At 67.8% G+C, this 13647-nt stretch carries 13 protein-coding genes; 7 read left to right on the top strand and 6 right to left on the bottom strand.

Annotated elements, in window-relative coordinates:
- Positions 1-61: 61 nt before the first annotated feature.
- From hslU to hslV, 3 genes are all read right to left on the bottom strand, one after another.
- Positions 62-1357, bottom strand: a complete 1296-nt coding sequence (gene hslU, locus AC07NN_RS22660) for an ATP-dependent protease ATPase subunit HslU (RefSeq protein WP_494646080.1) — start codon at positions 1355-1357, stop codon at positions 62-64.
- Positions 1354-2208 carry a Cif family virulence factor gene (locus tag AC07NN_RS22655; RefSeq protein WP_494646079.1) on the bottom strand — a complete coding sequence of 285 codons (855 nt, stop codon included), beginning with the start codon at positions 2206-2208 and terminating at the stop codon, positions 1354-1356. Before AC07NN_RS22655 ends, hslU begins: the two co-directional genes overlap by 4 nt.
- Positions 2209-2292: 84 nt before the next feature.
- Entirely contained in the window at positions 2293-2856 is a 564-nt protein-coding gene (gene hslV / locus AC07NN_RS22650; RefSeq protein ID WP_494646078.1) for an ATP-dependent protease subunit HslV, read from the bottom strand.
- 38 nt (positions 2857-2894) lie between these two features.
- Between hslV and AC07NN_RS22645 the strand changes: the two genes are divergently transcribed.
- Positions 2895-3632 carry a HesA/MoeB/ThiF family protein gene (locus AC07NN_RS22645; protein WP_494646077.1) on the top strand — a complete coding sequence of 246 codons (738 nt, stop codon included), beginning with the start codon at positions 2895-2897 and terminating at the stop codon, positions 3630-3632.
- A 65-nt stretch (positions 3633-3697) separates the two neighbouring features.
- Positions 3698-4657 (top strand): alpha/beta fold hydrolase, encoded by a 960-nt coding sequence (locus AC07NN_RS22640; RefSeq protein WP_494646076.1) that lies wholly within the window; start codon positions 3698-3700, stop codon positions 4655-4657.
- A gap of 3 nt (positions 4658-4660) precedes the next feature.
- On the opposite strand, the gene AC07NN_RS22635 is transcribed toward AC07NN_RS22640, so the two are convergent.
- The gene (locus AC07NN_RS22635) at positions 4661-6634 is read right to left on the bottom strand and encodes a S9 family peptidase (RefSeq protein WP_494646075.1); all 1974 of its coding nucleotides are present in this window, start codon (positions 6632-6634) and stop codon (positions 4661-4663) included.
- 115 nt (positions 6635-6749) lie between these two features.
- Positions 6750-7736 (bottom strand): 2-hydroxyacid dehydrogenase, encoded by a 987-nt coding sequence (locus tag AC07NN_RS22630; RefSeq protein WP_494646074.1) that lies wholly within the window; start codon positions 7734-7736, stop codon positions 6750-6752.
- Positions 7737-7808: 72 nt separating this feature from the next.
- On the opposite strand from AC07NN_RS22630, the gene AC07NN_RS22625 reads away from it, so the two are divergent.
- From AC07NN_RS22625 to AC07NN_RS22605, 5 genes are all read left to right on the top strand, one after another.
- Positions 7809-8366 (top strand): SH3 domain-containing protein, encoded by a 558-nt coding sequence (locus tag AC07NN_RS22625; protein ID WP_494646073.1) that lies wholly within the window; start codon positions 7809-7811, stop codon positions 8364-8366.
- Positions 8367-8426: 60 nt separating this feature from the next.
- Positions 8427-8939, top strand: a complete 513-nt coding sequence (fabA, locus tag AC07NN_RS22620) for a 3-hydroxyacyl-[acyl-carrier-protein] dehydratase FabA (protein ID WP_494646072.1) — start codon at positions 8427-8429, stop codon at positions 8937-8939.
- Positions 8940-9009: 70 nt separating this feature from the next.
- Positions 9010-10224, top strand: a complete 1215-nt coding sequence (fabB, locus tag AC07NN_RS22615; RefSeq protein ID WP_494646071.1) for a beta-ketoacyl-ACP synthase I — start codon at positions 9010-9012, stop codon at positions 10222-10224.
- A 17-nt stretch (positions 10225-10241) separates the two neighbouring features.
- Positions 10242-12146, top strand: a complete 1905-nt coding sequence (locus tag AC07NN_RS22610) for an O-linked N-acetylglucosamine transferase, SPINDLY family protein (RefSeq protein WP_494646070.1) — start codon at positions 10242-10244, stop codon at positions 12144-12146.
- Positions 12147-12211: 65 nt separating this feature from the next.
- Positions 12212-13027: an enoyl-ACP reductase FabI gene (locus AC07NN_RS22605; RefSeq protein WP_494646069.1), complete on the top strand. Its 816-nt coding sequence runs from the start codon at positions 12212-12214 to the stop codon at positions 13025-13027.
- A gap of 10 nt (positions 13028-13037) precedes the next feature.
- Here AC07NN_RS22605 and AC07NN_RS22600 read toward each other — a convergent pair whose 3' ends face one another.
- Positions 13038-13646 carry a TetR/AcrR family transcriptional regulator gene (locus tag AC07NN_RS22600; protein ID WP_494646068.1) on the bottom strand — a complete coding sequence of 203 codons (609 nt, stop codon included), beginning with the start codon at positions 13644-13646 and terminating at the stop codon, positions 13038-13040.
- Between the last annotated feature and the right edge of the window lies 1 nt (position 13647).

Below are 13647 nucleotides of genomic sequence, written 5' to 3'. Positions count from 1 at the left end.
CTTCAGTAGAAAACCTCATCCTGAGCTTGTCGAAGGACGAGGTTTTCGGTTCTCCAGCTTCCTACAAAATAAACCGGCTCAGATCCGCATTGGCCGCCAGAGCCCCGATACGCTCCTGCACATAGGCCGCGTCCACGACCACCGTCTCGCCGCTGCGATCGGCCGCCGAGAAGCTGACCTCCTCGACCACCTTTTCCAGGATCGTCTGCAGGCGACGGGCGCCGATGTTCTCGACCGAGTTGTTGACGGCCACGGCCGCGTCGGCCAGGGCGTCGATGGCTTCGTCGGTGAAGGTCAGGGTCACGCCTTCGGTCAGCATCAGGGCCTGGTGCTGGCGGATCAGGTTGGCTTCCGGCTCCGTGAGGATGCGGCGCATGTCGTCGCGCGACAGGCCTTTCAGCTCGACGCGGATCGGCAGGCGGCCCTGCAGCTCGGGCAACAGGTCCGACGGCTTGGCCACGTGGAAGGCGCCCGAGGCGATGAACAGGATGTGGTCGGTCTTCACCGGCCCATACTTGGTCGAGACCGTCGTGCCTTCGATCAGCGGCAGCAGGTCGCGTTGTACGCCCTCGCGGGAGACATCGGCGCCCGAGCGCTGCGAGCTGCTGGCGACCTTGTCGATCTCGTCCAGGAAGACGATGCCGTGGTTCTCGGCCAGCTCCAGGGCCTCCTGCGTGAGGGCCTCCTGGTCGAGGAGCTTGTCGCTCTCCTCGGCGATCAGCGGGGTCCAGGCGGCTGAAACGGTGGTCTTGTGGGTCTTAGTGCGACCGCCGCCGAAGGATTTCATCATCTCCGACAGGTTCAGCACCGCCGCGCCCGGTTGGCCGGGGATCTCGAAGCTTTGGCCGCCGCCGGTGTCGGCCAGCTGCAGCTCGATCTCCTTGTCGTCCAGCTCGTTGGCGCGGAGCTTCTTGCGGAAGCTGTCGCGGGCGGCCGTGGCGCCCGGGCCGGTCAGGGCGTCGAGAATGCGCTCCTCGGCAGCGGCCTCGGCCTTGGCGCGGACGGCGGCGCGGCGCTTGTCGCGGACCATGGCCAGGGCGCTTTCCATGAGGTCGCGGACGATCTGGTCGACGTCCCGGCCGACATAGCCGACCTCGGTGAACTTGGTGGCCTCGACCTTCAGGAAGGGCGCCTGGGCCAGCTTGGCCAAGCGCCGGGCGATCTCGGTCTTGCCCACCCCCGTGGGACCGATCAGCAGGATGTTCTTGGGCGTGACTTCGTCGCGCAGGTCCGCCGGGACCCGGCGACGACGCCAGCGGTTGCGAAGCGCGACGGCCACGGCCTTCTTGGCCTCGTGGTGACCGACGATGTAGCGGTCCAGTTCGGAAACGATCTCGCGGGGGGAAAACTCAGTCATCGGTCGTTGATCAGGGCCTCGAAGATCAGACGCCACCCCTCCGGGCGGCGTTGCCAGACATGCATATAGTGGGCCGCGGCGACTTTTTGAGCGCCGTCCTTCGTCGTTTCCGTCCAGCCGGCTTCCCCCTGGGTCCAGACGAGATCGCCGGCCTTGGACGCGCCGCCGCCGCGCAGGGCCAGGGTCATGGTCGCGGGCCGCTGGGAAAGTCGGGTGTCGACGGCGGTCGGCAGCAGGGGCCGCGTGCCTCGCGGGCCGAGCAGATGCGCGTCGCCGCTGAGCACCGCGCGATAGGCGGCGGGGGCGTCCTTGCCGGTCGCTTCGGCCAGGCTGGCCTCGGCGGCGCGGACGATTTCGAAGGCCTTGGCCGCCGAGCCTTCGCCCCTGGCGGAAACCGGACCCTGGACCGCTGGGGTCGCCTGGCTGGGCGCCGCCGCCGCATTGGCCGCGCCGCCGCCGTCATAGATCCAGCGCCAGGTCCCGTCGGCGTCCTTGCGCCAGATGCTGGAGAACCAGCCGCCGGGCACGCCGTCATAGACCGCCGGGCCGGTCGAGAGCCCCAGATCCCCCGACTTGGACGCGACGATGAAGGCCGGCCACCACTCGATCTTCGGCTCGCCCTGGCCGGATTTGGCGCTGTAGAGGGCCTTGGCGCTGGTCGGCGTGGGGGCGAAAATGATGGCGTCGTCGGCCATGTGCTTCAGGAACGAGCCCTTGACCCCCATGGTCAGCCCATCGGCGGCGAAGGCGCGCTCGGCGGCCTCGATCTGGGCGGCGGGCGGCTTGGAGCCCGCGAGCGCGGGCGTGGCGGCAGTCAGCGCGACGATGGCGGTCAGAATGGTCTTGAGCATGCAGGATCCTCCCCAAACTCACAGCCATGCCCGGGGAGGCGCGCCACGCACCCGGTTTGCGACGAAAGCCTACCAGGCTTCGTCCTAGAGGACTTCGACCGTCAGGTTGCCGTTGGTGTAGACGCAGATCTCGGCGGCGATGGCCATGGCCTTGCGAGCGATCTCCTCGGCCGAAAGATCCTGGTCGATCAACGCCTTGCCGGCCGCCAGCGCATAGTTTCCGCCCGAGCCGATGGCCGCCACGGCGTTGCCGTCGGCGCTTTCGCCCGGCTCCAGCACGTCGCCGACGCCGGTGACGGTGTAGATGGCGGTCTTGTCGGCCACCAGCAGCATGGCTTCCAGCTTGCGGAGATAGCGGTCGGTTCGCCAGTCCTTGGCGAGATCCACGCAGGCGCGGGCCAGCTGGTCGGGATACTGCTCCAGCTTGGCCTCGAGGCGCTCGATCAGGGTGAAGGCGTCGGCCGTGGCGCCGGCGAAGCCCGCCACCACCTTGCCGCCGGCCAGACGCCGGACCTTGCGGGCGTTGCCCTTGACGACGGTTGGGCCCATGGAGACCTGTCCGTCGCCGGCGATCACGGTTTGACCGTTCTTGCGCACCGCCAGAATGGTCGTGCCGTGCCAGTCGGGGAAGGAAGTCGAGCTTTGCATGGCTTCGCATGTGGCGAGGTTCACCACGGAGATCAAGGATGAGCTTCTCGCAGGAAGAGGTCGAGCGCTATGCCCGCCATCTGGTCCTGCGCGAGGTCGGAGGTCCCGGCCAGCAGAAGCTGAAGGCCGCGCGGGTGCTGGTCGTCGGGGCAGGCGGCCTGGGCGCGCCGGTCGCGCTCTATCTGGCGGCCGCCGGGGTGGGGACCATCGGCCTGGTCGATCCGGACGTCGTCTCGCTGTCGAACCTGCAGCGCCAGGTCCTCTATGCCACCGCCGATGTCGGCCAGCCCAAGGTCGAGGCGGCGGTTGAGCGCCTGACGGCCCTGAACCCGCACACGGTGGTCGAAACCCATCCGGTATGGCTGAACGCGGAGAACGCCGGCGATATCGTCGCCCAGTATGACCTCGTCCTGGACGGTACCGACGACTTCGCCACGCGCTTCGCCGTCAGCGACGCGTGTCTCGCGCACGGCAAGCCGTTGGTCAGCGGCGCCCTAGGCCGCTGGACCGGCCAGGTCGGGGTGTTCCACGGCAAGCCCTGCTACCGCTGCCTGGTGCCCGAGGTCCCGCCGGACGCCGAAACCTGCTCGCTGGTCGGCGTCGTCGGTGCGCTCGCCGGGGTGATCGGCTCGATGATGGCCCTGGAAGCGGTCAAGCTGATCACCGGCGCGGGCGAGCCCCTGTCCGGCAAGCTGCTGATCTATGACGCTCTTTCCGCCGAAACCCGCACCGTCCGCATCGGCCCCGATCCCCATTGCGCGTTCTGCGGCGCTTGACGGATTTAGAAGAACGGCGTTCGTTCAAATTGTGGAACGCCTGTTCAGATCGCGGGGAGGGCGAGATGAAGACATTCTTGCGCGGTCTCGCGATCGCCCTGGCGCTGATCGTCGTCCTCGCGGGGGCGGCCTGGCTGCTGCTGCAGCGGCCGGACATACCCTATGCCACGCTGGAAGAGCGGTATGGCTATCCGGACTCCCAATATGCGGAGCTCTCGGGCGGCGTCCGCGTGCACTACCGCGACCTGGGACCGCGCGACGCACCGGCGATCATCCTGGTCCACGGCTTCTCGGCCTCGACCCATGCCTGGGACGAGTGGGCGCAGCGCCTGTCCTGGCGCCACAGGGTGATCGTTCTGGACCTGCCGGGCCATGGCCTGACGCGGACCAGCGGCGCCTATACGGCTGGCCGTGACGGGTTCGAGGCGACGATCGACGAGCTGACCCGCAAGCTGGGCCTGACCCGCTTCACCCTGGGCGGCAACTCGATGGGCGGCGGCGTGGCCTGGGCCTTCACCCTGGACCATCCGGACAAGGTCCAGCGCCTGATCCTGGTCGACGCCGCGGGCTGGCCGGCGGAGAAGGCCAGTGGCGCGACGATCTTCAACATCCTGCGCAATCCGATCGGTCGGGCCGTTCTGAAGGATATCGACACCCGGCCGCTGATCGCCCAGGGCCTGCGGGCGGGCTATGTCGACCAGACGCTGGTCACCCCGGCGCTGATCGATCGCTACGCCGACCTCGCCCGAGGTCCCGGGCATCGCGACATCCTGCTCGGCCTGCAGTCGGGTCCGCGTCGTCCCGCCACGACGGCGGACCTGTCGCGGATCCACGTCCCCACCCTGGTGATGTTCGGCCAGGAGGACAAACTGATCCCGGCCGCTGATGGCGAGCGGTTCCACAAGGCCATACCGGGCGCGACCCTGATCCTCTATCCCGGCGTCGGCCACGTGCCGATGGAGCAGGTCCCAGACCGCTCGGCCCGGGACCTGGAAACCTGGCTGTCGGCCCATCCGGTCGAGTAGGCCTTAGGCGAACGCCTTGGCGATGTGGGCGACCGACTTCTTGTAGATGATGTCCCATTCCTCGGGCTGCAGGTCGCGGTGGCCCGCGCCCTTCAGCTCGACCATCTCCACGGACTTGCCGGCGCTCTTGAGGGCCGAATACATGATCCGCGACTGCTTGACCGGCACGATGTCGTCCTCGATCCCGTGGATCAGCAGCACCGGAGCGGCCACCTTGGCGGCGTGCAGCGCTGGCGAGCCCGCCTCCATCATGGCGCGGTCCTTGGCTGGATCGCCGATCGTCTCCAGCCAGTAGTAATAGCTGGGTGCGTCGGCGCCGTCGTAGAACTTGGTGGATTCGACGGACTCGACCAGGTCGCTGACGCCGGCGATCGCGACGACCGCCTTGTAGAGCTCGGGCCGGCGCACCGCGCCCATCAGCGCCGCATAGCCGCCGTAGCTGCCGCCGCAGATGGCGATGCGCTTGGGATCGGCGCGGCCGCTGGCGACGACCTGGGCGATGGCGTCCTCGACGTCCTCCTGCATCTTGTCGCCCCAGTGCTTGCGGCCGGCGTCGGCGAAGGCCTTGCCGTAGCCGCCCGAGCCCCGGAAGTTCGGCTGCAGGACCAGCCAGCCTTGGGCCGCCAGCACCTGGGCGAAGACGTCATAGCCATAGGTGTCGCGGCTCTCGGGACCGCCGTGCGGCAGCACCACCAGCGGCCGGGGACCCGAGGCCAGCGGCACGCTCAGATAGGCGGTCACCGGAAGGCCGTCGCGGGTCTTGACCGCGATCGTCTCCATGGTCGCCAGCCGTTCCGGAACAAGCTTCGGCGAGCGTTGGCCGACACCATCGAAGCGCTTGGTCAGGCGGTCGTAGAAATAGATCGTGCCGGGCTCCTGCGGTCCGCTGGCCCAGGCCAGGAAGCGGTTGCCGTCCTCGCTGATGTCGAAGATGCGGACGTTGCAGGTGTCGCCCAGATACTTGTTCAGGCCCCGATAGACGGCGGCCATCTTCGGGTCGGCGAACTGGTAGGTCTGCCGATCGTCGATGAAAGTCGCGGCCAGGAAATGGCCCTTGCGGGTGGTCAGGGCGCCTTCGACGTCACGGTCGGGACGGCTGGCCAGGGTCTCGCCGAGCTCGAGGCTCCGGACGTCGAACTTGCGCAGCGACAGGGTCCCGCCGACGCCTTCGCGGGCGGCGGCCAGCAGTACGCCAGGCTCGGGCGTGCTGCCGACCAGGGTGAACTCCTGCTTGTTGAACTCGTCCTTGCGCAGCGAGCGGAAGAACTTCCACTCGGCGGCGCCCGGCGGGCGGACATAGATGGTCTGGACCGTGCCGCGCTGATTGTAGTCGTAACGGACGACCGGGACGCCGTTCTGGCACATCCAGGCCCAGGTCTTGAGCGCGCCCGTTTCGATCAGCTCGGTCTTACCGGTGTGGATGTCGACCTTGTAGAGGCAGTAGGTCCGGCTGCTGTAGTTGGCCGCCCGCATCATGATGTGATCGGGATCGTCGGGCATCAGGTCGACGATCGAGCCCAGGTCGTGGACCTCGGCCAGCTTGCCGGTGCCGTCGTCGAACAGGATGACGCTGTTCTTGCCGTCCACGTCGATGGCCAGGACCCGTCGCGCCTTGGGCGGTTCGCGCTCGTAGGTGTCGCTGCTGCGGGCCAAGCGGGTGCCGGTCTCCGCCCGCGCCCGACGCAGGGGGACCAGCAGGGTGACCAGCAGCCGCGTGTCGGTGGCCCAGTAGACGCTCTGGACCTCGCGGTCGCCCAGCGGCAGGACCACCAGCGTCTGATCCGGCGCGTCGGCCGGGATGATCGTGACGCGGGAATCGACCTTGTCGTTGCCCAGTTCGTTGGTCGAGGCGACGGCGATCTTCTTGCCGTCGGGCGACAGAGCCGCGTCGCGGTCGCGTTGCGGCGCGTTCAGGTCGTCGATCGAGTGCGGTCCCGCTTGAGCCAGCGCCGGAAGCGCATGAATGGCCAAAGGCACGCCGACTGCGCCCGCGATAACGTGGCGACGAGAAATCATTCGAGTAGTCCCACACAACCCCAGATCACGGTTTAGCGAGGATACCCGCTGATCCGCAATGGGCCTGCGAGCGCGACTACAGCATCGACGGGATGACGCGGTCCGGCGGGCGGTGGCCGTCCATGAAGGTCTTCACGTTGACGATGACCTTCTCGCCCATGTCGACGCGGCCCTCGACCGTGGCCGAGCCCATGTGGGGCAGCAACACGACGTTGGGCAGCTTCAGGAGCTTGGGATTGATGGCCGGCTCGTGCTCGTAGACGTCCAGGCCGGCGCCAGCGATCTCGCCCTTGGCCAGCATGTTGGCCAGAGCGCCTTCGTCGATCACCTCGCCCCGGGCGGTGTTCACGACCACGGCGTGCGGCCGCAGCAGCTTCAGCCGGCGGGCCGACAGCAGGTGGTAGGTGGCCGGGGTGTGCGGGCAGTTGACCGAGATGAAGTCCATACGGGCCAGCATCTGGTCGAGGCTCTCCCAATAGGTCGCGCCGATCTCCTCGGCGATGCGCGGGCTGACCGGCTTGCGGTTGTGGTAGTGCACCTGCATGCCGAAGGCCTTGGCGCGGCGGGCCACGGCCTGGCCGATGCGGCCCATGCCGATGATGCCGATCCGCTTGCCCCAGAGACGGCGGCCCAGCATCCAGGTTGGCGACCAGCCATGGAAGCCGCCGGCCTTCACGACCTCGGCGCCTTCGACGATGCGGCGCGAGGCGGCCATGATCAGGGTCATCGTCAGGTCGGCCGTGTCCTCGGTGAGCACGCCGGGGGTGTTGGTGACGATGATGCCCCGGGCGTTGGCCGTGGCGACGTCGATATTGTCCACGCCGGCGCCGAAATTGGCGATCAGCTTGAGCCGATCGCCGGATCGCGACAGAAGACGCGAGTCGATACGATCGGTGATCGTCGGCACCAGCACATCGCACCGGCTCATGGCGTCGACCAGTTCATCCGCCGTCAACGGCTTGTCGGAGACGTTGAGTTCGGTGTCGAACAGCTCGCACATCCGGGTTTCCACCGGATCCGGGAGTTTGCGGGTGACGATGACTTTGAGCTTGCGGGCGGCCATGGGCGGTTTGAAAAGCTCTCACTGACGGGCGTTTGAAAGCTGTAGCAAAGGGGCCCGAAGGGGCCAAGCAACATGCCGAGGAAATCAGAACAACGTTCGTCTCGTGGGTCGTCCAGGATGCGTTTGGCGGCTTCTCTCGTCGGAATTGCGGCGAGCGTGACCATGCTGGCCGGCCCGGCGGCGGCCGAAGGGCCGAAAATCACCCCCTCGGGCCTGGAAGTGCCGCGCTATGTCTCGCTGAAATACGCCGAAGTGAACGCCCGCAACGGCCCGGACGAGGCCCATCAGCTGCTGTGGATCTATCACGCCAAGGGCCTGCCGGTGCAGGTGGTGGCCGAAACGCGCGAGTGGCGGCGGATCTGCGATCCGGAAGGCGGGCTGGCCTGGGTGCACAAGCGGACCACCGATGGCCGGCGCTCGGCCATGCGGATCCAGCCGACCAACCTGCCGCTGCTCAGCGCCCCCAAAACGGGGGCCAAGGTCAGCGCCTATCTGAAGGGCCATTCGGTGGCCGGCCTCGACAAGTGCGAGAAGGGCTGGTGCCGCCTGCGCGCCGACGGTTCGCAGGGCTGGGCGCGTGAGAGCGACATCTGGGGGGCGGATCCCGCCGTCCAGTGTCGCAAGGGATAGGAACATAGGTAGGCAGGGAAACGTTGAGACCTGACCCACCGCCGTGCTAGGGCGTCCCTTATGCAGAAGAACGCCTATACCTTCGAAGAACTCCTGGCTTGCGGCCGCGGTGAACTGTTCGGCCCCGGCAACGCTCAACTGCCGGCCCCGCCGATGCTCATGTTCGATCGGATCGTCCGGATCGAATCCGAGGGCGGCAAGTACGGCAAGGGCTATGTCGAAGCCGAGTTCGACATCAATCCGGACCTCTGGTTCTTCGGTTGCCACTTCATCGGCGACCCCGTCATGCCTGGTTGCCTGGGCCTAGACGCCATGTGGCAGCTGGTCGGCTTCTTCCTGGGCTGGTCCGGCGGTCCCGGCCGCGGCCGCGCCCTGGGCGTCGGCGAAGTGAAGTTCACGGGCCAGGTGACTCCGGACGTCAAGAAAGTCGTCTATAAGATCGACTTGAAGCGGGTGATCATGCGTAAGTTGGTCATGGGAATCGCCGATGGCGTCCTGGAGGCCGACGGCAAGCCCATCTACGAAACCAAGGATCTCAAGGTCGGCCTGTTCACGCCCGAACAAATGGCTTGATCCGTTAGACGAGACCGACCCTTGAGAGTCGGCCCCTGACGGATTGGAGGGGGAGAAGAGGATTTACGATATGCGTCGCGTCGTCGTCACCGGACTGGGAATCGTCTCGTCCATCGGCAACAACGCCAATGAGGTCTTGGCCTCCCTGCGGGAAGCCAAGTCCGGCGTGGTCGCCGCGCCCGAATATGCGGAGCTCGGCTTCCGCTGCCAGGTCCATGCCGCGCCCCAGATCGAGTGGGAGTCGCTGGTGGATCGCCGCGCGGCGCGCTTCCTCGCGCCCGGCACGGCCTATGCCCACATCGCCATGGAGCAGGCGATCGCCGATTCCGGCCTCGAGGAGGCCGATATCTCGAACGAGCGCACCGGCCTGATCGTCGGCTCGGGCGGTCCGTCCACCCGCGTCATCATCGACGCGGCGGCGACGACCAAGGAAAAGGGTCCCAAGCGCATCGGTCCGTTCGCGGTGCCCAAGGCCATGAGCTCGGGTCCGTCGGCGGTGCTGTCGACCTGGTTCAAGATCCGCGGCATCAACTATTCGATCAGCTCGGCCTGCGCGACCAGCGCCCACTGCATCGGCGCGGCCGCCGAGCAGATCCAGCTGGGCAAGCAGGACGTGGTCTTCGCCGGCGGCTGCGAGGAGCTGGACTGGAGCCTGTCGAACCTGTTCGACGCCATGGGCGCCATGAGCAGCAACTTCAACGACCGTCCGGCCGTGGCCAGCCGCGCCTATGACAAGAACCGCGACGGCTTCGTGATCGCCGGCGGCGCGGGCATCGTGGTGCTGGAAGAGTACGAGCACGCCAAGGCGCGCGGGGCCAAGATCTACGGCGAAGTCGTGGGTTACGCCGCCAATTCGGACGGTTACGACATGGTCGCCCCGTCCGGTGAAGGCGCGGCGCGCTGCATGCGCCTGGCCATGGCCGAGGCCGGCAACCGCACCATCGACTACCTGAACCCGCATGGCACCTCCACGCCGGTCGGCGACAGCAAGGAGATGGGCGCAGTGCGCGAGGTCTTCGGCGACAAGCCGCCGCTGATCTCGTCGACCAAGTCACTGACGGGCCACAGCCTGGGCGCGGCCGGCGCGCAGGAGGCCATCTACTCGATCCTGATGCTCAACAACGGCTTCGCGGCCGAGAGCGCCAATATCGAGGAGCTGGATCCCGAGTTCGCCGACCTGCCGATCCTGCGCGAGCGTTCGGACAAGTCGCTGAACACGGTGATGTCCAACAGCTTCGGCTTCGGCGGCACCAACGGCACGCTGATCTTCAGCCGCGTCGACTAGCGTCTTTGGGGGCGCGTTTGACGACCGCCCGCGAGGCTTTCGATCTCTATAGAGCCGGCCGGATGGCCGAGGCCGCCGCCTTGTGCGAGCGGCTGGTCGTCGATGCGCCCAGCGTCGAGGCCTGGCATATCCTGGGCGTAGCGCGCATCGGCCTGAACCAGGCGGCGAGCGCCCTGGAAGCGTTGGACGCGGCGCTGGTCCTGGATCCGGCTCGCGCCGGCGTGCTTTCCGCGCGGACCCTGGTGCTGAACGCCCTTGGGCGCGACGACGAGGCGGTGGTCGCCGCGACGACGGCGATCGCGGCCGATCCGAAAAATCCTCCCGTTTTCAATGCTTTGGGCGTCTCACTGCGACGGCTCGGCCAGCCCGAACGGGCTCTGGCGGCCTACGACGCGGCGCTCGCGGCCCAGCCGGGCTTCATTGACGCCCTCTGCAATCGCGGGATCGCGCTGACGGACCTCGGTCGCTTCGACGAGGCCCTGGCCGCGCTCGACCAGGCCGTCGACGCCGCGCCGCGCGAGCCCAAGGCCTTGGCCAACCGGGCCGCGCTCAAGTCGCTGCTGAACCGGCCGGTCGAGGCGGCGCGTGACTTGGAAGCCGTGCTGGAGCTCGACCCGCTCTATCCCCGGGTCACGGGCGATCTGATGTGGGCGCGTCGCCAAGCCTGCAACTGGGACGAGGACGCGGCGCTGGACATGCTGGTCAAGGCCGAGCTGAAGCTTGGCCGACTCGCCATCGCGCCGTTCGCGGCCCTGGCGATCTTCGACGAGCCGGTCGTGCACCGCCGCTGCGCCCAGTTGGCCGCGCCGCCGACGGTTTCGGCGCCGGTATGGCCGGTCCGGCCGTCTGGCGAGCGCCTGCGGGTCGCCTATCTGTCTGCGGATTTGCACGAGCACGCGACAGCGCGGCTGCTGGCCGGAGTGCTCGAGGCTCACGACCGAAGCCGGTTCGAGGTCTTCGCCGTCTCGTACGGGCCCGACGCCGGCGGCCCGATGCGCGAGCGCCTGAAGGCGGCCTGCGAGCACTGGATCGAGGCGAAAAGCCTTACGGATCAAGGTGTCGCCGAGCGTTGCCGCGCGCTGGGGATCGACATCGCCGTCGACCTGAAGGGCTACACCCAGGACGGCCGACCGGGGGTCCTGGCCCACCGCGCCGCGCCGGTCCAGGTCAGCTGGCTGGGCTATCCCGGCACGCTGGCCGCCCACGCCGACTATGTGATCGCCGATGCGGTCACTCTGCCGCCAGGGGCCGAGTCCGACTGGTCCGAGGCGGTGGTGCGGTTGCCGCTCTACCAGCCGAACGATGCGCTCGGACCGGCCATACCGCCGCCGAGCCGCGCCCAGGCGGGCCTCCCGGAAGACGCCTTTGTCCTCTGCTGCTTCAACAATCCGGCCAAGATCACGCCGCCGGTCTTCGCGGCCTGGATGGCGATCCTCAAGGCCGCTCCGAACACCGTGCTCTGGCTCTATTCCGGCGCGCCGGGCGTCCCGGAAAATCTGAAGAAACATGCGGTTGCGGCCGGTCTCTCACCTGATCGCCTGATCTTCGCCGAACCGGTCCCGCAGGCCGAACACCTGGCCCGGCACGCCCTGGCCGATCTCGTTCTGGACACCTGGCCCTACGGCGCCCACACCACGGCCAGCGACGCCTTGCGCATGGCCATACCGGTGCTGACCCTGCCGGGTCGGAGCTTCGCCAGCCGTGTCGGGGCCAGCCTGCTGACGGCGCTCGATCTTCCCGAGCTGATCGCACCCGATGTCGAGGCCTATATCGCCAAGGCCGCCGGCTTCGCGGGCGATCCCTCGTCGCTGAACCCACTGAAAGTCAGGCTGGCCAAGGCCGTGGAGACCTCCAGCGTCTTCGATCCTGTCGCCTTCGCCCGGTCGCTGGAAGCGGCCTTCGCGGATCTGGTCCGTCGCTGAAGGGTTCCGCCCCGCCCCGCCCCCTGCTAACCAGCGGACAACGACTTTCAGAAGGGGCCCGACACATGGCCGACGATTACGCGTTCCCCAAGGGCGAGCTGATGCGGGGCAAGAAGGGCCTCGTGATGGGTGTGGCCAACCACAACTCGATCGCCTGGGGCATCGCCAGCCAACTGGCCGCCCAGGGCGCCGAAATGGCCTTCACCTATCAGGGCGAAGAGCTGGAGCGCCGTGTGCGCCCGCTGGCCGAGAGCATCGGCGTCAAGACGATGATCCCCTGCGACGTCACCGACGACGCCTCGATGGACGCGGCTTTCGAGCTGATCGAGAAGGAATTCGGGACGATCGACTTCGTCGTCCACTCGGTGGCCTTCGCCAACAAGAACGAGCTGAAGGGCTCGTTCGTGGACAACACGACCCGCGAGGGCTTCCTGCTGGCCATGAACATCTCGGCCTTCAGCTTCGTGGACGTCGCCAAGCGCGCGTCGAAGATCATGCCGAATGGCGGCTCGCTGATCACCATGACCTATCTGGGGTCGGAGCGGACCATCCCGAACTACAACACCATGGGCGTGGCCAAGGCGGCTCTGGAAGCCTCGACCCGCTACATCGCCCGTGACCTGGGTCCCAAGGGCATCCGCTGCAACGCCATCTCGGCCGGCGCCATGCGCACCCTGGCCCTGGCCGGCATCGCCGGCGGCCGCGGGATGATCGCCCAAGGCCGTGCTTTCAGCGCCATGAAGGAAGACACCTCGATGGAAGGCGTCGCCGGCTGCGCCCTGTGGCTGGCCTCCGACCTCGGCAAGTCGACCACGGGCGAAGTCGTCCACGTCGACGCCGGCTTCCACATGATGGGCATGCCGGACGCCGAAGAGGCGTAAGTCTCGAGACCTACGGCGCGTAGGCCCGCATGAACCTTTCGGCCGCCTCCCGCGCGAGGCGGCCGAACTGTTCCTGGCTCTTCTCGGACGGCAGGCGCAGCAGGGACCGCAGCTGGCTGTGGCCCATGACCATGCCGGAGAAGAACTCCGCCGCCTGGTCGAAATCCTCGACCCTCATGCGGCCCAGCTTGGTCTCCGTCTCGAGGAACGCGGCCAGTTGCCGGCGGGCGTTCAGCGGGCCGGCCTCGAAGACCTCGCGCGCGATATCCGGCATCTCGCCCGAACCCAGGATGATGACCCGCATCATCGAGTAGTTCTTGGTGGTCATCACCGTTTCCAGAACCGAGCGGGCGTAGGCCTCCAGCGTCTCGGTCGGGTTCTCCTCGGCGCCGGGCTCGCGCAGCGAGGCGGTGATGCTTTCCACCCGGCGCTGCATCAGGGCCCGCATCAGCTCGGCCTTCGAGCCGTAGTGGTTATAGACCGTTTGCTTGGACACCCCCGCGCGGCGGGCGATCTCCTCCATCGGGGCCGCCAGGCCGCGCTCGCCGATCACCTCGACGGCGGCGTCGAGGATCGCTTCGGTCTTGGCGACGTCGATCTGTCCGGGGACCCTTGGCATC

This window comes from Caulobacter sp. GW821-FHT09H08, assembly GCF_059415885.1.
This window is presented reverse-complemented; position numbering and strand designations above follow the sequence as displayed.